This window comes from Mycobacterium sp. MAA66 (assembly GCF_041261665.1).
In the GTDB taxonomy this organism is placed as follows: Bacteria; Actinomycetota; Actinomycetes; order Mycobacteriales; family Mycobacteriaceae; genus Mycobacterium.
The window spans coordinates 302,344-319,218 of record NZ_JBGCCC010000004.1 but is presented as its reverse complement, the minus strand read 5'-3'; the positions used below and the strand labels follow the sequence as shown (position 1 = coordinate 319,218).

18 protein-coding genes are annotated in these 16,875 nt (G+C 65.2%); 9 read left to right on the top strand and 9 right to left on the bottom strand.

What is annotated here, in order from left to right; all coding sequences use genetic code 11:
- Window positions 1–93 precede the first annotated feature (93 nt).
- The 3 genes from ABIA30_RS15875 to ABIA30_RS15865 are packed head-to-tail and all read left to right on the top strand — an operon-like array spanning window position 94 to window position 1,927.
- Window positions 94–747, top strand: a complete 654-nt coding sequence (locus ABIA30_RS15875) for an MspA family porin (protein ID WP_370066961.1) — start codon at window positions 94–96, stop codon at window positions 745–747.
- Between the two features lie 2 nt (window positions 748–749).
- Window positions 750–1,346 (top strand): hypothetical protein, encoded by a 597-nt coding sequence (locus ABIA30_RS15870; protein ID WP_370066959.1) that lies wholly within the window; start codon window positions 750–752, stop codon window positions 1,344–1,346.
- A gap of 59 nt (window positions 1,347–1,405) precedes the next feature.
- Window positions 1,406–1,927, top strand: coding sequence for a hypothetical protein (locus tag ABIA30_RS15865; protein WP_370067126.1), 522 nt, complete (start codon window positions 1,406–1,408; stop codon window positions 1,925–1,927).
- Window positions 1,928–2,002: 75 nt separating this feature from the next.
- Here the strand turns inward: ABIA30_RS15865 and ABIA30_RS15860 are convergent, their stop codons facing one another.
- Genes ABIA30_RS15860 through ABIA30_RS15850 form a run of 3 tightly spaced genes read right to left on the bottom strand, consistent with a single transcriptional unit; the run spans window position 2,003 to window position 5,160 of the window.
- Window positions 2,003–3,136, bottom strand: coding sequence for a phosphotransferase family protein (locus ABIA30_RS15860; RefSeq protein WP_370066957.1), 1,134 nt, complete (start codon window positions 3,134–3,136; stop codon window positions 2,003–2,005).
- Window positions 3,133–4,392 (bottom strand): acyl-CoA dehydrogenase family protein, encoded by a 1,260-nt coding sequence (locus tag ABIA30_RS15855; RefSeq protein ID WP_370066955.1) that lies wholly within the window; start codon window positions 4,390–4,392, stop codon window positions 3,133–3,135. Before ABIA30_RS15855 ends, ABIA30_RS15860 begins: the two co-directional genes overlap by 4 nt.
- A 15-nt stretch (window positions 4,393–4,407) precedes the next feature.
- Window positions 4,408–5,160: an SDR family oxidoreductase gene (locus ABIA30_RS15850; RefSeq protein ID WP_370066953.1), complete on the bottom strand. Its 753-nt coding sequence runs from the start codon at window positions 5,158–5,160 to the stop codon at window positions 4,408–4,410.
- An 84-nt stretch (window positions 5,161–5,244) separates the two neighbouring features.
- On the opposite strand from ABIA30_RS15850, the gene ABIA30_RS15845 reads away from it, so the two are divergent.
- Window positions 5,245–5,850, top strand: a complete 606-nt coding sequence (locus ABIA30_RS15845; RefSeq protein ID WP_370066951.1) for a TetR/AcrR family transcriptional regulator — start codon at window positions 5,245–5,247, stop codon at window positions 5,848–5,850.
- Here ABIA30_RS15845 and ABIA30_RS15840 read toward each other — a convergent pair.
- Window positions 5,847–6,254: a MerR family transcriptional regulator gene (locus ABIA30_RS15840; RefSeq protein ID WP_370066949.1), complete on the bottom strand. Its 408-nt coding sequence runs from the start codon at window positions 6,252–6,254 to the stop codon at window positions 5,847–5,849. The two genes, ABIA30_RS15845 and ABIA30_RS15840, sit on opposite strands and share 4 nt — an antisense overlap.
- Window positions 6,255–6,315: 61 nt before the next feature.
- On the opposite strand from ABIA30_RS15840, the gene ABIA30_RS15835 reads away from it, so the two are divergent.
- Window positions 6,316–6,765 (top strand): pyridoxamine 5'-phosphate oxidase family protein, encoded by a 450-nt coding sequence (locus ABIA30_RS15835; RefSeq protein WP_370066947.1) that lies wholly within the window; start codon window positions 6,316–6,318, stop codon window positions 6,763–6,765.
- On the opposite strand, the gene ABIA30_RS15830 is transcribed toward ABIA30_RS15835, so the two are convergent.
- The 3 genes from ABIA30_RS15830 to ABIA30_RS15820 all read right to left on the bottom strand — a co-directional run bounded on the left by ABIA30_RS15830 (window position 6,762) and on the right by ABIA30_RS15820 (window position 10,059).
- A complete protein-coding gene (locus ABIA30_RS15830; RefSeq protein ID WP_370066945.1) occupies window positions 6,762–7,751 on the bottom strand; it encodes an LLM class F420-dependent oxidoreductase in 990 nt (329 codons plus the stop codon). The genes ABIA30_RS15835 and ABIA30_RS15830 overlap by 4 nt on opposite strands.
- Before the next feature lie 61 nt (window positions 7,752–7,812).
- The gene (locus tag ABIA30_RS15825; RefSeq protein ID WP_370066943.1) at window positions 7,813–9,018 is read right to left on the bottom strand and encodes a hypothetical protein; all 1,206 of its coding nucleotides are present in this window, start codon (window positions 9,016–9,018) and stop codon (window positions 7,813–7,815) included.
- Window positions 9,019–9,042: 24 nt separating this feature from the next.
- Window positions 9,043–10,059, bottom strand: coding sequence for a VWA domain-containing protein (locus ABIA30_RS15820; protein WP_370066941.1), 1,017 nt, complete (start codon window positions 10,057–10,059; stop codon window positions 9,043–9,045).
- A 231-nt stretch (window positions 10,060–10,290) separates the two neighbouring features.
- On the opposite strand from ABIA30_RS15820, the gene ABIA30_RS15815 reads away from it, so the two are divergent.
- Window positions 10,291–12,003: an alpha/beta fold hydrolase gene (locus tag ABIA30_RS15815; protein WP_370066939.1), complete on the top strand. Its 1,713-nt coding sequence runs from the start codon at window positions 10,291–10,293 to the stop codon at window positions 12,001–12,003.
- A gap of 1 nt (window position 12,004) precedes the next feature.
- Here ABIA30_RS15815 and ABIA30_RS15810 read toward each other — a convergent pair whose 3' ends face one another.
- A complete protein-coding gene (locus tag ABIA30_RS15810; protein ID WP_370066937.1) occupies window positions 12,005–12,556 on the bottom strand; it encodes a TetR/AcrR family transcriptional regulator in 552 nt (183 codons plus the stop codon).
- Between the two features lie 81 nt (window positions 12,557–12,637).
- Here ABIA30_RS15810 and ABIA30_RS15805 point away from each other — a divergent pair, with 81 nt between their 5' ends.
- Window positions 12,638–13,825 carry an FAD-dependent monooxygenase gene (locus tag ABIA30_RS15805; protein WP_370066935.1) on the top strand — a complete coding sequence of 396 codons (1,188 nt, stop codon included), beginning with the start codon at window positions 12,638–12,640 and terminating at the stop codon, window positions 13,823–13,825.
- Window positions 13,826–13,866: 41 nt separating this feature from the next.
- On the opposite strand, the gene ABIA30_RS15800 is transcribed toward ABIA30_RS15805, so the two are convergent.
- A complete protein-coding gene (locus tag ABIA30_RS15800) occupies window positions 13,867–14,916 on the bottom strand; it encodes a TIGR03857 family LLM class F420-dependent oxidoreductase (RefSeq protein WP_370066933.1) in 1,050 nt (349 codons plus the stop codon).
- A gap of 201 nt (window positions 14,917–15,117) precedes the next feature.
- Between ABIA30_RS15800 and ABIA30_RS15795 the strand changes: the two genes are divergently transcribed.
- Window positions 15,118–15,750, top strand: a complete 633-nt coding sequence (locus tag ABIA30_RS15795) for a TetR/AcrR family transcriptional regulator C-terminal domain-containing protein (protein ID WP_370066931.1) — start codon at window positions 15,118–15,120, stop codon at window positions 15,748–15,750.
- Window positions 15,747–16,844, top strand: a complete 1,098-nt coding sequence (locus ABIA30_RS15790) for a phosphotransferase family protein (protein WP_370066929.1) — start codon at window positions 15,747–15,749, stop codon at window positions 16,842–16,844. Before ABIA30_RS15795 ends, ABIA30_RS15790 begins: the two co-directional genes overlap by 4 nt.
- Window positions 16,845–16,875 lie beyond the last annotated feature (31 nt).

The window sequence follows — 16,875 nt, the reverse complement described above, 5'->3', positions numbered from 1 at the left end:
CTCTCTAGCTAGATGAGGCTCGCTCACAACGGACTGATCTCAGCGCGCCGGCAACGTCGCGTAGATCCTCAGCAATCACCTGGAAGGCCCAAGATGGCAGCAAGATTCGTTCGCGCGATCCGCAATGTAGGCATTGCGGCGGTGCTCTGCGGTGTCGCGATGGCCGGTGCACCGTCAGCATTTGCCGAAGACGTGGACATGGCCCCGAAGGATCTCGATCAGGTCACCCCCGACGGCTTGAGCATCCACATTTCCACCTCCAACGAAGTCATCAACTCGATCCCGAACCTCGCCGCCGCGGTGAACTCCCGCGAGGCGTTCGTCACCCTGACTGCCAACGCCACGGTCGGTGGCGCCAGCGCGGTTCAAGACAGCCTGTTCATCACCGGCTACCAACTCGGCTGTCAGTCGGACGTATCCAGCGGTCTGCAGATGGGTGGCGCAGTGTCCGGCGGCCTGAGTGGAACCGGAACCCTCGGTACCAGCAGTACGCTCGCTGGCTCCGCGGGTGCCGGTGCGACCGGCTATCTGCAGACCGTTCTCGAGCCAGGTGTCATCGTGGACCTGCCGATGTCGAACATGGCGCTCTCGCCGAGTGGGCATGCGACACTTGCCATTACAAATCTGCACATCAAAGCAGACGCCTGCGGTGGTGACGTGACTGTTCGCTCGTACGCGTACCTGCGGGTCTCGACGGCGAATGCGCATTCCTCGTACGCCATCTACGGCGACCCGATCAAGATCTGACCATGGGACGACACCGCGCAGCATCTCCGTCGTCACGCCTCGCCAAAGGCGCAGCGATCGCGGCCTTCTTCGGTGCGGGGCTGACCCTCGCACCTACCGCGGTGGCCGCCCCGGCACCTCCCCCGCCGGGCCCTCCGCCGGGCTATGACGGCCTGCCCTACCACAACATGCCCGGCCGGATCGGCCACCAGCCGGGTGCTTACACCTACATCCTCGGCTTCTACTTGAGACCACGACGCGTCCTCGATACCGCCGGCATCGGGGCGATGTCCAACACGGACCTGAGGTCATCCGAGTTCGGGCTACCCGGCGACGAACTCGGCGTGGAACCGATACGTCGATCGTGGACCGGAAACGTCCCCGGAGTCCGTGCTGACGTGCCGATGGACGCGCCCGGTGCGACCGATGCGGCGGGCGGGGTGCGGCCGGCGACCTCGATGCCGGTGGGCTTCACCGGCGGCGGTCTCGAAGACCCGACCGGCGGGACCGCACGTGCGCTCCCGTTGGGCGGCGAGTCCAGCCAGCCCAAATCGGGTGGAAATGTCGAACCCGATTCGCAGAACGACGGCCCAGACCCCGACCCTGGTGTGACGAAATGACGTTGAAGACAAAGCATTACCTACAGATCACCGCTGTCGTCGGGACTCTGGTCGTGGCCATGCTCAGCGCACCCGAGGCGGCGGCGGACACCAATCCCTCGGTGCCCAACGACCCGACCGGACAGATCTACAGCCCGCCCGGATACATCGGCTACTACCCGGGCGCCTATGGGTTTCAGACCGTGCTGTCCCTGACCCCGCCGTCTCGCCTGGTCGACTCCGGCGGTACCGCGGCACGGTCCAATGCCGATCCCAAGTCATCACACGCCGGCATGCCCGGGGACAAACTCGGGGTGCAGACGAACCACGTGGTGGTCAAGCCGCAGGGCGACGGCCCGCGCGGGCAGCAGTACGGCGTCCGGACTCCGGAACCGATGCAACTGACCGCGGATCCCGATATCTCCGGCGGCGTGATGCCCGGGCAGACCTCGGCAATGGGCCGGCGCAATCCGGCGACCGGGCAAGCCACCGGGCTGGAGGATCCCAATCCCGGCGGAAAGGGGCCGAAGAGGCCGCCGGCCGGTTCTGAATCCAGACAACCGGCAATGAGTGGGTTGGCCGCCCCGAACACGACCAACTGATCACTGCGCCGACGCTACGAGTTCTGCTGGAAATCAATCGATTTCATACCACAAACCGTAGCGTCGGCGGGTCGGTCAGGAGCGAATCAACTGCACCACGGGTCCGGCGATGGCGCGTAACTGTCCGAGCGGACTCGAGTCGATCAGCTGCGAACAGCGCCAGTCCAGCATCAGCACCGCCAGGCGGAGCTGCTTGTAGGCGGGGTTGGTGGTCTGCCCGTGAAAGAAGCGGTAGTAGACCTGCTGGGCGATCACGGCTAGCCGGAACAGCCCGAACACTTCGTAGAACCGCCACTGCTGCGGTGTGATGACCTGCCCGGTGCGCTCGGCGTAGTAGGCCACGATCTCGGCTCGGGTCATCATGCCGGGTGCATTGCTGGGCTGCTTGCGGAACTTCTGCACCAGGGCGTTGTCGCCGGGTTCGATCCAATATGCCAGCGCCGCACCGAGATCCATGAGCGGGTCACCGACGGTGGCCATCTCCCAGTCCAGAATGCCGATCACTTGCAGCGGGTCGTCGGGGTCCAAGACAAGGTTGTCCAGCCGATAGTCGTTGTGGATGAAGCACTGCCCGCGGTCCGCGGGCCGGTTGGCTTGCAGCCAGGCCATCACTTTTTCGAACGACCCTACGTTTTCGGTCCGCGCTCTGCGGTAGCGCTCGGACCAGCCGGCCACCTGGCGGGCCACATAACCGTCTCCGCGGCCGAAGGTATCCAGCCCTGCCGAGGCGACATCGACCTGGTGCAGGTCGACAAGGCGGTCGATGAAGGTCCGGCTCAAGTCGTGCGCCTGCCCGGCCGACAGCGTCATGTCGTCGGGCAAGTTGTCGCGCAGGATGCGGCCGTTCAGCCGCTCCATGACGTAGAACTCCGACCCGATCATGCTCTGGTCTTCGCAGAACGCGATCATTTCCGGGACGTAGCCGAAAACCGGTTTCAGCAGCCGTTGTACGTCGTATTCGCGTCGCATGTCGTGGGCGCTCTTGGCCTTGCTGCCGGCCGGCGGCCTCCGCAGGATCACCTCGCGTCCGGCCGGGTAGCGCAGCAGATACGTCAGGTTGGACACCCCACCGGTGAACTGCTTGACCTCCGGATCGTCCTCCAATCCTGTTGCATCGCCGGCATTTTCCCGCAGCCAGTCCGCGACCGCAGCGACGTCGAAGGAATCCTCTCCGCGGACCTCGCGCGCTGGATCCAGCTCGGCACTCATCGGGAGGCCGCCTCCTGGTAGCGGGCCAGCTCGATGCGAGCCACCACTCCCCGGTGCACGGCGTCGGGACCGTCGGCGAACCGGATGGCGCGGGCCTGCAGCCACGCCGGGGCCAGCGGGAAGTCCTCGGACAGCGCACCGCCGCCGTGCAATTGCATTGCCATGTCGATGACCTCCTGTGCCATGTTCGGGACGGCTACCTTGATCTCGCTGACCGCGCCGATCGCTGCAGGGTCGCCACTGTCCAGGAGCCAGGCGGCGTGCAGCACATGCAGCCGCGCTTGATTGATCGTGATCCTGGCGTCGGCGATGCGTTCCCGGTTGCCGCCCAGATTCGCCAGCGGCTTGCCGAATGCGTTGCGGGACAGGGCACGACGGCACGCCAGTTCCAGCGCATGCTCTGCCAGACCGATCAGCCGCATGCAGTGATGCACCCGGCCCGGTCCCAGCCGGCCCTGCGCGATCTCGAAGGCGCGGCCGGGTCCGGCGATGACATTGCTCAGTGGCACGCGCACGTCGGTGAGCTTGACCTCGCCGTGCCCATAAGGCTCGTCGTACCAACCCATGGTGGGCAGCATCCGAACCACCTCGACACCGGCGGTGCTGCGCGGCACGATCACCATCGAATGCCGAAGATGGCGGTGGGCGTCCGGGTAGGTCAGACCCATGAAGATCAGCAGCTCGCAGTCCGCGTGACCGACGCCCGTGGACCACCACTTGGTGCCGTTGATGATCAGCTGGTCGCCATCGACGACGGCGGTGGCCTCCATGTTGGTGGCATCGGACGACGCGACGCCGGGCTCGGTCATCAGGAATGCACTACGAATGTCGGCCCGCAGCAACGGTTCCAGCCACTGCTGCTGTTGTTCAGGACTGCCGTAGCGCAGCAGCACCTCGGCGTTGCCGGTGTCAGGGGCGTTGCAGTTGAACACGTACGGCGCGATCAGCGATCGGCCCATCAGCTCGGCGATCGGCGCATAGTCCACGTTGGACAGGCCGGCGCCGCCGCTGGTACCGAATTGCCGTGCGTAACGGTCGCCGTGTCCGGCCGGCAGGAACAGGTTCCATAGCCCGGCGTCACGGGCCTTGCCCTGCAGTTCCCCCATCCGGGGCAGCTGCTCCCACTGCTTGCCCGCTTCGCGGGCCTCGGCCAGCTCGGAGAAGTAGTCGGACTCCACCGGCGTGATCTCGGTGTCGATGAAATCCTTTACCCGCTGGCCTAATTCGGCGCCGCGGGGCGACGGGGACAACAGCATGTCATGCTCCTTCGATTAGTTGAGTCGGTTCACGAGCCCGAGCGGAAGCGTGCGCATGGCAACGGCGATCGGACGCCAGGGCCAGGCCGGAACCACGGCGGTGTCGGGTTCCTTCTCGATCGCCTGGGCCAGCAGTCGGCAGCCGGTTTCGGCATCGACCATGTTCGGTGCGTCGGTGACGTGTTCATTGAGTTCGGTACGGATGTAGCCCGGATAGATTGTCGAGACCTTGATGGCGCTGCGGCCCTGCAGCTCTCCCCGCAGACCTTCGGCCAGCATGGCCAGTCCGGCTTTACTGGCGGCGTAGGCGTTCATCGACTTCCGCATGCCGCGGAAGGCGCTGACCGAGGACATCACCACCAGGTGACCGGCCTGTTGGCGCCGGAAAATGGCCATGGCGGCCTCGATCTGGGCGAGCCCGGCGATCAGATTGGTTTCCAGGGTGGCCAGATTTTCGTCGAATCCCCCGGTACCGAGCGCCCGGCCGCTGCCGATCCCAGCGTTGACGATGACCCGGTCCAGCCCGCCGAGGTCGTCGGCGAACGACTCGAAGATGTCGAAAACCGCCCCGTGGTCGGTGACGTCGAGGGACTCCAGGTGTACCTGCGTCTGCGGATGGAGTTCGGTCAACTCGGCGGCAAGCGTTTCCAGTCGGTCGGTTCGGCGGGCACAGAGGGCCAAAGTTGCGCCACGCGTGGCGAATTCGCGGGCCAGACCCATGCCCAGCCCGGAGCTGGCTCCGGTGATGAGGATCTTCGATCGCTTCATGACACCTTCCCGAATCACTTATTGAGCAATGCTCAACAAACTACCTTAATTGAGCATTGCTCAACAAGTGCTAATCTCCGAAACATGGTCAAGGCCACACAGGCAGCACAGCCGTCGGTCACGCGACGCAAAAGCGCCACCGACCGGCGGTCGGAACTGATCGGCATCGGGTTGCGCCTCCTGGTCGATACGCCCATCCACGAGCTGTCCGTCGACCAGGTCGCCGCCGAAGCCGGCATCTCCCGTGGGTTGTTGTTCCATTACTTCGACACCAAGACCGACTTTTACGTCGCGGTGGTGCAGGCCGCTTCACGGCGCATCCTCAACCAATCCGGTGACCCGCAGACCGGCACCAGCACCGAACGGCTGCGCGCCATCACCACCGGTTTCGTCGCCTTCATCCACCGCCGCACCCGCAGCTACGTCGCACTGGTGCGGGGCGCGGCCGGTGGCGATGAACGGATCGCAGCCGCGGTCGGCCGCACCAGCATCGAGATGGCCGACCGTATTCTGGGGGCCGCCGGAATCACCGACCCGACGCCCTTCCAGACCCTGAAGGTGCGGGGCTGGCTGGCGATGGCCGAGGAGATGGCGATCGAGAGCGCCGGAACCGCGCTGAGCACCGACGAACTCGTCGAGTACCTCCTGCAGCAGTTGCCCCACATCCTCGAGACTTCAGTCGAGCGTTAGCAGAGTTCGTCCAGGAGTGCCTCGTAGTGCGGGCACCCATCCGGGGTTGTGGTCTGGTGGTGGTGCCGGACATGCCGCAGAAAGTCCCGAGCCTGCTCCAGCTGGCCGATCTGGGCAGTCAGCGCCTCGATATGCGCATCGACGCTCGAAGCCCAGTCATCCACATCGCCCGCGAGGAACGACGCGATGCCGTCGAGACTGAGCAGTCCGGCCTGCTTCCACAGCTGGATCACGGCCAATCGCCGAACTGCGGCGCGGTCGAACCATCGCTGTCCTCCGCGCCATTGCGTCGGTTCGATCAGGCCCCGATCTTCGTAATAGCGAATAGCCGAGGGCCGCAACCCCAATCGGCGCGCCACCTCACCTATCGGCAGCAATTCGTCGTCGACCGGGAAGCTGGACACGCCTCATTATCGCCCGGCCGGCACTTGCGCTCAAGCCGGGTTGAAGCTGCACGGTAGTGCCATGACCCCTGAACTCCAGTTCGTCGTCGAACACCCCGACGCCGCCATGATCACCCTGCGCGGCGACGGCAGCCCGCACGTGGCGCGCGTCGAGTTGGGGGTGGTCGACGGACGGATCCGCAGCTCCGGTGCACCAGGGCTGGTCCGTACCGGCAACGTCCGTCGTGACCACCGCTGCACGCTGTTCGTCTTCGGCCCGCCGCCGCTGTGGCTCGGCATCGAGGCGGTTGCCACAATCCTGGACGGTCCGGACGCGGCCACCCACAGCGCTCGGCTCATGCACGCCCGCCATCCCGACACGTCTGCGGGATACGTGACGGCACACGACGAGAGCACCGAGTCCGATCGCGCCTACACCCTGGCCGAATACCGCACACACGTACAGACCAACGGCTTGTTCGTGTTCGACTTCGACATCATTCGTAGCTACGGCAATTACCCGCGCGGTTAGCTCAGCGCTGGGATGACCTCGCGTTCGAACGCCTCGATCCCGGAGCGGTCGTAGGCTGCCTCCGGGAAGTACAGGATGGCGTACTCGCAGCCAAGGTCTTTGAGTGCCCGGAGCTTCTCGGTGATCTGTTCGGTCGTGCCAGATGACGCATCCGGACCGGTCAAGGTTCCCAGCATGGCATCGACCGCACCCTCGTTTGCGACGGCAACCTGCCGCTCCCGCAGACGCGCGATGCGCGCCTGGACGTCGGCATCGGATTCCCCCACCACCACATTGAAGTTGGCGGACCGCACGATGGCGTCGTAGTCGGTCCCCAACTCACGGCAATGCTCTTGCAGCACTTGGGATTTATGCGCGAAGCCGGCCGCTTCCGAGGTGAAATTGGTGTACTGGGCATACTGAGCCGCGATCCGCAGCGTCACCTTCTCGCCGCCACCGGCGATCCACAGCGGAATACCGCCGTCCTGCAACGGCTTCGGCTGCACGATCGCACCATCCACCTGATAGTGCTTGCCCTCGAAGCTCACCACGCCGTCGCGCCAGGCGTCCCGCATGATCTGCACGCCCTCGTCCAGCCGGCCCAGCCGAACCCCTGCCGACGGAAAGCCGTAACCGTATGCGCGCCACTCATGTTCGTACCAGCCGCCACCGATGCCCATCTGCACCCGGCCGCCGGAGATGATGTCCGTGGTAGCCGCCACCTTGGCCAGATATACCGGGTTGCGGTAGCTGATGGCCGTACACATCTGTCCCAGCTTGATCCGCGACGTGGTCGCCGCGTAGGCCGCCATCAGCGTCCAGGCCTCGTGGGTGGCTTCGGAGGTCGGCACCGGCACGGTGTGGAAATGGTCGTATACCCACAGGGAATCCCAGGCCCCCGCATCGGCGTAGGCCGCGAGATCGCGCATCACCTGCCAATGCTGCTCGGTGGGTATCCCCACCAGATCGAGACGCCAACCTTGCGGGATGAACATTCCAAAGCGCATGGCACCGACTCTATGTGTCACCGCGGGGCCGCGGGTGAACACGCGGCCAACTCGCAGCGCGCTATTTGGCCAGCAGCATCTTGTACTGCGCCGCGGTCTCCTGCCGGGCTCCGGTGGGATCCGGGTCGTGTACCGCGATGGTGAGTTCGTTCAGCGCCGCGAAGCAGAAGTAGTTCGATTCGTCCGCGGCCGCGCTGTGTTCGGACTGCACGCACCGGCTGCCGGGCAGGAAGTCCACGGCGTTCGCCGGATGCGCCGACGGCTCGGTGCGCAGTGCGATGTCCGACAGGGCGTCGACCAGTTTCGTCGCCGACGCGGCATCGCGCGTCCGATAGATGATGGTCTGGTTGAACGTCATCTCGCTCATACCGGCAGCGGCGAAGGCGGCCTGGGCGTCGATCGGCGAATCCTGAAAGTGCAACGCGGCGTGCGGCAGATAGATCCCGATCTTCGGGTCATAAGGCTTGGCGCCCGGAGGATCCGGGTAGGTCGGCGCCGACATGGTGTGCGCCAACAACCCCGATGGATCGACCGGCAACGTCGGGAAGTTCGCCGGGTCGGCGGGCACAAATTGGTCGATACGGGGCTGTTGGGCGTCCAACGTTCGTCGGACCAGGGCGGCCGCCGAATCCAATGTCTCCGAATGGGCAAGTTGGACAAGCACATACGTTCCGTGCGGGGTGAACGAGTACAGGGTCACCGGCGGATTGCCGTCGGTGTCCAGGTTGTAGGTGAACGTCGTCGCCCGGGCGTCCGGGTGGCCGGGGATCGGTGCCGGATGGTTGACGGTGGGCGCCTCAGCCGTTGCCGCAGCGGACATGTCGGCGGCGGCGGCAACGGCAGCCGCAGGATTGTCGAATCGCAACACGGTATTCATCAACCGGCCCTGCGTGGAATTCTGCCGGTCCGAAGTGAAGCCGTAGATCAGGTTGTAGGGCAGGGCAGCAGCGGCCACCGCAGCCGGCAGGACGTCAGCCAAGGCGGCGGGATCGGGCACCACCATCGCCCGCGCACCGGTCGGCACCACCATGGTCGGGTCGACCTCCCATGGACCCACCACGCTGTCCGCCATCCGACGAGCATCGATCATCGCGCCCTGTGCTCCCGAGCCGGCGGAACCCAGTGTCGGCACCGGCTTGATCGGAAAGTTGCCGCTGCCAAGAAGATTAAGGTCGACGGCAGCCGATTGCGGTGCAGCCTGGGCCTTTTCCGCCTGACCCGACTGGTCGTGAGAGCAACCGGCCACCAGCAACGCCGTCACCCCCACTGTGAGACACCGCCGGATCATTTCTCAGCCAGGCAGTCGGTTGTTGATCATCACCCCGGCGAACAGGGCACACACCAGCACGAAGAATCCGATGCGGGTCCAGCTCGCGCTGGCATCACCCCGGATCACCTGGTAGCCGATCTGCTGTTGCAGGTTGGCGTAGATGCCGCTCAGCTCGTCGAGGCTTTCGGCCTTGAACGACTGGCCACCGGTGATCTTGCTGATCTTCTGCAGGATGTCCGGGTCCGGCGGCACCGGGACCTCTTGGCCCTCGTAGTTGATGATGCCCGACGGGGTACCGAACGCAATGGTCGAGATCTCGACGCCCTGATCCTTGGCGGCGCGCGCCGCGGTCAACGCACCACGTGGGTCATTCGGGTCGGCGGGCACCGTCTCCTTGCCGTCCGACATCAGCACGATCCGGGCCGGCGGCGGACCGGGCCCACCGCCCATCACCGCATCGAGCGTCGCGATCGCCTGAAGCGCGGTGAAGATGCCCTCACCGGTAGCGGTGCGCGGCGCCGGCTCGAGCGTGCTGATGGCGCGCTTGACGGCGTCATGATCGCTGGTCGGGGCGACCAGCATGGTGGCGCTGGCGGCGAACTCGACCAGTCCCACGCTGATGCCCTCGGTCAGCCCGCTGACGAACTGTTGCCCGGCACTCTTGGCGGCTTCGATACGGCTCGGCGCGACGTCGGTGGCGATCATCGATTCGGACACGTCGATGACCAGCATGACGACGGCCCGGTTCCGGGGGATCTTCACATCGTGGGTGGGGCCGGCCATTGCCGTGGTGAGCAGGACGAGCGACAACACCAGCAGCACGATCGGCAGGTTCCGCCATCGCGATTCCTTGCGTGGTCGGGCTGCAGCCACCCGCTCCAGCAGTTCGGTGTTGGCGAATCGCAGTACCCGCTTGCGCCGGGCCCGGCGCAGCAGCAGATAGCCGGCGAGCGCACCGACCACCACGAGGAAGTACAGAAAGAACCATGCGGTGGAGAATCCGGAAAGCGTGAGTGGCCCGACCAAGGGGATGTTCATGGCCGTTTCCCTGACGGGGTCTGCAAACGTGCCCTCCGTAGTACTTGCTGTGACAGTGCGGGCGACCGCGTCAGGCCGACCTTGTCATTTCAGCTCGCCGCATGGTTCGAATATCCAATAATCGTACCCATCACGGGGCTGTGGCCGAGATCGGTGACCATTCGACAGCTCCAGCTGAATCGGTCGACGGCGGTCCGAGTCTCAAACCGCCCGGTTGAGAGGTTTGATCGGGTGGGTTCTGGGGGGATGGCAGTGCGCGGCGTGCACCCACTGCGGGTGTGGTTGCTCGTGGTGGCAGTTGTGCTGACCGCATGGATGATGCTCGAGGTGGCCGACGGGGTGGCCTGGGCCGAGGGTGGCGGCAAGGGATCGTCCGGACACTCCGCAACGCATGACCCGGCCAAACCGGCCCCGTCGCACCACCGCACCAAAACCACTGCACCCGACGCCACCGCAGCCGACGCGCCTGCGGCCAAGCCGACCGCCGCGGCTCCCAAGGCAGATCCGCAACTGACCACGAAGCCGGCGACGAGCACCGCCGCTCCGACGAAGCCGACCGCCACGGCCAAGGCACCCGGCAAGACCGAGGCCGTCGCAGCGACGTCGCCCGCACCCCTGGTGACCAAGTCGCCGAAGGCCGCGGTGGCCGCGACCCCGATCAGCGCGGTGACCACCGCGAGCTCTCCCCGCGCGCCATCCACGCCGTCGGCCCCGCTGGTGCCGGACAGCGCGACCCTGGCCGCTCTCGGTGAAGAGGTACAGCGCAAGTCCACTGTGGCGACCCAACTGAGCCCCGGATACCTGGTCAACTCGGTGATCAACACCGTGGGGGCGGCGCTGGCCGGGACCGCGGCGCATCTGAGTTCGACCTTGTCCACCGATGTCTGGCAGCTCACCCAGTTCACCCGCCAGATGGTCGGCTTGGGGTCCGATGCCGGCGTGGTGGTCGCTTCGCTGGTCAACAACATCGCAGCCCTGGCCGCCCACAATGTCGGGCGCAATCTGCTGTGGGGTCTGCCGTACAACGCGTTGAATGCGGTGGCCACCGTCGCCGGCGATGTCAGCAAGATCCTCGACGGCACCCCGTTGAACGCCACCAGCACGGGGCCGTTCGCCGTGAACTACGGCGTCTTCAACGCCCTGGGCTTTCTGACGCCGTGGGTCTCGCCGCCCGGCGCCAACGACCCGTCGATCACCGTCACCGCGGCGCATCCGTTGCCGATCATCCTGATCAACGGCACCTCCGCCACCCAGGACGCGAACTGGGGCGTCGGGGCGCCGGCCTTGGCCGACGCGGGCTACAAGGTCTTCACGTTCAATTACGGCAACAACACCAGCAATCCGAATTTCCCGATTCAAGCCATCGGTGACATCGCAAAATCCGCCCAACAACTGTCCGACGAGGTCAACAAGGTGCTCGCCGAAACCGGTGCCTCGCAGGTGATCCTGATCGGGCACTCGCAGGGCGGCGGCATCACGCCCGAGTACTACCTGAACAACCTCGGCGGAGCGTCCAAGGTGTCGCAGTTCATCGGCATCGCGCCGAGTAATCACGGCACCACGGTCTCCGGATTGACGGCCCTGCTGTCGATCCCGATCCTCGGGACGCTGCTGAAAGGCCTGGTGGCCCAGGGTGGTGCCGCATGGCTGGAGCAAGCCTTGGGCTCGTCGATGGTGCAGCAGGTGTACGGCAATGGCGATACCCGTCCGGGCGTCATCTACGACACCATCACCTCGATGAACGACGAAGTGGTGACGCCGTACACCCAGCAGGCGCTCAACGGCCCCAACGTCACCAATGTGATTGTTCAGCAACAGGATCCGGGATTCATCGCCGGTCACGTGGGCATCGTGGTGAATTACGGGGTCTGGCAGGACATCCTGGGCATGCTCGCGGCGAACCCGGCCGCCAGCCCGGTGCAGCCGCTCGCAGCTGTTGCCTGATTCAGTCGGACACACCCAATGCGGCGATCGCGCCGTCCACGGTGGCCCGGCGCAGTGCGTCGTGGGGCGCGTCCGGGAATTGCAGGCAGCAGTCCTGCAGACCGCCGAAGGCGATGACCGCGCGGGTGGACTGCTCCAGCGTGGGCCGCCGCCCGAAGACCAGCTTCCCCAGCCGGTCCCGCCAAGCCAGCATGAGGTCGATCAGCCCCAGATCGGCCAGGGTGGTCAACTCCGCCACGATCAGGAACAGGTCGGCCCGGTGCCGGTAGTGAAAGTCGAAGTACCCCTGGAGTAGTTCGCGGGGCGTGGCCCGGGCCGACCCACGCAGCCCTTCCTGGGCCGCCACGAACTCCTCTCCCTCGTCGATCAATGGCTGCAGAATGCTGCGCACCAGATCTTCACGCGAGGTGAAGTGGTAGTAGAGAGCGGGTTTGGTGATACCCAACCGGTCGGCGATGTCCTGCAGGCTGGTGCGCTGCACACCCTTCTGGGTGAACAACTCACGCGCCGCGTTCTGGATGCGCAGCCGAGTCTCGGACACGGGCCTGGTCACCTGGCCAACATAACTTACTCAACGGGCGGTAAGCTCAACGAGCGCGCACTTACCGACCGTTAAGTAAGCAAGGAGAAACCTATGAAAGTGCTCATCTCCGGGGCCAGCATCGCAGGCCCAGTACTGGCATACTGGCTGGGCCGTAACGGATTCGACGTCACCGTCGTCGAACGCGCGCCCGCGCTGCGCAAAACCGGCGGCCACGCCGTCGACCTGTTCCGGCCAGCGATGGAAATCTCCGAACGCATGGGCGTCCTGGACCGCATCGAGGCGCACGCCACCGGCACCACGTTGCTGACCATCAACCGTCCGCCATCGAGCCGTCCCACACACATCGACTACGTCAAGCTGATAGCGGCGATGTCCGACCGACATGTCGAGATCATGCGCGACGACCTGTCCGAGGCCTACTACGACGTCGCCCGCAACGTAGCCGAGTTCCGGTTCGGCGACCAGATCACTGCCATTTCCGACGACGGTGAGGTGACGTTCCAGCACGGCACTCCCGAGCGCTTCGACCTGGTGGTGGGCGCCGATGGCCTGCACTCCGGGGTTCGTCGGTTGACCTTTGGCGAGCACGTTCCGGAACGCTTCCTCGGCGGCTATCTATCGGTGGTTTCCGTGCCGAAATCCCTTGCCTACGAACGCCAGATGGCCGGCTACGTCGCTCCAGGGCAGGTAGCCATGGTCTATACAGCCGACCACCTTGACGATGCCCGCGCGGTATACATGTTCCGTCCCCGGCAGGCACTCGACTACGACCACCGTGACGTTGCACGGCAGCAACGCCAACTGCGCTCGGCTTTCGCTGGTCTGGCACCAGAAGTCGACCGCTGGTTGCAGGAGGTCGACCAAACGCCCGCGTTCTACTTCGATGCCATCACCCAGCTTCAGATGAGTAGCTGGTCGCGCGGCCGGGTGACGTTGGTCGGCGACGCCGGGTACTGCCCGGGACCGGCAGTGGGCGGCAGCACCAGCTTGGCGGTCTACGGCGCCTACGTGCTGGCGGTGGAAATAGCCAGGACCGGTGATGATTACCCGGCTGCATTCGCCAACTACGAACGAACCATGGCTGCGCCGGTGGCCGGCAGCCGCAAGATGGCCAGTGTGAATGCAAAGACCATCGTTCCCCGATCACATTGGGGAACAAAGGTTTTGGTCGCTGCAGCACGGTCGGTGTCGCTGCTTCCGACGAGCCTGACGCAATCGTTGGCCCGGCTCAACCCGAAGGGCGTCCGGCTGTACGACACCATGCCGCTGCCGGATTGACCTGAAGTGACGGCGGGCAGCCCTACGTCCATCAGTCCTGGCTATTGACGTATCTTGGCCGCGCCGTACTCGGCGACGATCGGTTGAAGTTCATCGGGAGTGGAGCCGTGCAGAATGACCCGATCGGCACCGTAGGAGAGTTCTTGGCGGATGCGGGTGACGCATTGGCTCGGGTCACCTGTCGCTGCTTCCGATAACCATTCATCGGGGAGCAGCGTCGCGATGTGTTCGAGTTGGTCGTCGCTGGCTTTGCCGTCGATGGCGCCGGCGATGGAGGTGACCACCGGGTCGTTGCGGAAGCGCTGCAGGACAGCGGGATCCCAGTCATTGATCTGGACCAGCAAATCGCCGTACCCCTGCAGGTAGCCCGCCAGGCGGCCAGCGGTTTTGCGCAGTCGCAGATCTTCGGGCAGGTGGTCGCCGACAGTGGCCAGGCATGACCACACGCGAACAGTGTCGGGGTCGCGGCCCGCTTGCTCCGCCGCCCTTTTGACGGTTGCAACGCAGCGCTGCAATGTTGCGGGCGGAAAGTAGGTATGCAGGATGACGTCGTCGAAGACGGAACCACCGAGGGCGAGGGTCTTGGGGCCGAAGGCAACCAACCCCAGGTTGATGTCTTCATCGAAGTCGTTGTCCAAGAACAGCAGTGGATACTGGCCGATCGGACCGTCGTGGCCGACGATGACCTCGCCGCGCCACAACCGGCGCATCACTTGGGCCCAGTCGCGGAGGTGGGCGGTGGTGACCTCGGGGATGCTGAACGCCGAGTACATTGCCGCAACGCCGCGGCCGACGCCGAGAGTGAATCGGCCGCCGGACAGGCGGTGCATGGTGGTTGCCCAGGACGCGGTGATCAGTGGATGGCGAGTATTGCAGTTGGTGGCACCAGTGGCGATGTTCATCCGATCAGTAACGGCGCACGCCGCGCCAACCAGTGATGACGCTTCTTTGACGTTCCACCGTTCGGAGATGAACGCGGTTCCGAAGCCGAGTTGTTCGCCCCGCTGAGCCTGGTGGATCAGGGCCGCTGGCCCCTCGTTGGCGGCGCCGCCGAGCAGATAGAACCCCAGTTCTTCGTGCACGGCGGTCATCGACGCTGCCCTTGTCCGCAGCGCGGGGCGGATCTGGTTGCGGCGTGGTGCTGGTGGATTGATCGCATGGCGACGGTCCGTCCCTCCGGGTGTTGATGGCGATGATGCATTGCGCCCCTTGTCGGCGTCGCGCAGTTAAGATAACCTCGTTTCCCAAGGAAAGATAACACCGTTTCCTCACGTTCGTAAGAGGTTGATGCGGTGTCCGAGGGAGAGGGCTGCCACGCGTTGCCGAAGCCGTTGTTGAGTGCCGAAGAGATCTTCGACGAGGCGTTGCGGGTGCTGTCCGAAGAAGGCGCCGAGGGGTTGACGATCCGCAATCTTGCAGGGCGCCTTCGCTGTTCGAACAAGACCTTGTACCAACAGGTCGGCGCCCATGACGTGCTGATCCGAGGTGTAGTCGCGCGGGCTTTCAGCCAACTGGAGCTGGCGTTCTGCGCAGAGTGTGAGTGGCAGGAGGCCGCTGAGTCGTGGTGCATGGCGCTGCGTTCGGCGTTGTTGGACCACCCCGACCTGTGCAAGTTGATGACCACCGCTGACCGCGGTGTCATCGTCGACTACGCCGTTCAGTTGATCGAAGCGCTGCAGCGATGCGGATTCAGCCACGGCCAGGCAGTGCGAGCGGTGGGCATCCTGACCCACGTCACCTTGAGCATGACCCTTTCTGACGTGGCTGCCCCCGGGCAGTGGGACGACCCGCGCGTGTTCGCCACCACCGTCAGTTGGCTTCTGCAGGGCATAGCCCAGGTGCGCACACAGAAGCAGCGGGCCGCCGGCGTCGCGGATGTCGGCAACGGCCGTTCGCGCTCACAACGAAAGAACAGTGCGTCATGATCCAATCGGCCCACCCCGAACACAAACCCGTTGTGCCACTGCCACTTCCCACGGGCCCCGGCGACCTGACGGCCGCTTGGCTGGGATCGGTACTGGGCACCGACGTCGGGTCGATCTGTGTGGAGGCTGTCGGTACCGGGCAGACCGGCGCCACGTATCGCATCACGCCTGTCTACTCACGGCCATCGGGCCTGCCCCGGACACTGATCATGAAGTTGCCGTCGCAAGACCGCGACGTCCGCGACCGGGTGGCACTCGGCTATCGGGCCGAGCACGCCTTCTACACCCGCGCCGCCAGCACGGTCAGAGCGCCGGTGCCAGCGGTCTACTACTGCGAAACCTCCTCTGACGGTTCCGAATTCGTCCTGTTGATGGCGGATTTGTCTCCGGCCACGCAAGGCGATCAGATCCGTGGCTGCACCCCGGCCGAGGCGCAGTTGGCCGTTGAAGCGCTCGCCGGACTGCACGGACCTCGTTGGTGTGACCCGGCATGGCTGACTTTCGACGGGGTCACCATGCCCAAGGCAGACCTCGACATCGCTCGCGGCATGGGGCAACTCGCCCACAGCGCCCTCGATGCCACCCTGGCCGGCCTGGGCGACCGCATCACCATCCAGGATCGATCAACGCTGATCGAGTCGGCGCATCTGGTCGAACAGTGGCTCGGCATCAACCCCGATCGGTTCTGCCTGCTGCACGGCGACTACCGGCTCGACAATCTGCTGTTCCACCCCGAGCGAGCGGCTGTGACCGTTGTCGACTGGCAGACCATCACCGTGGGATTGCCGGCCCGCGACCTCGCCTACTTCCTCGGGACCAGCATGGACGCAGACCTGCGTACTCAAACCGAGTCAGAGCTGGTCGACGCGTACCACCGGCGTCTGCGGGACATCGGCGTCAGGGACTACACAGCGGCGCAATGCTGGAGCGACTATCGAATCGGAATGCTGCAAGTGCCGCTGCTCACCACTTTCGGCTACGCGTTTGCCGCCACCACCGACCGCGGCGATGCGATGGTGCTGACGATGCTCGCGCGCGGTTGTCGCGCAATCCGGGACCTCGGCACCAACGAACTGATCCGGGAACTCACCTAGGCCGGCCAACGAAGGGGCCCAACAGTGAAAC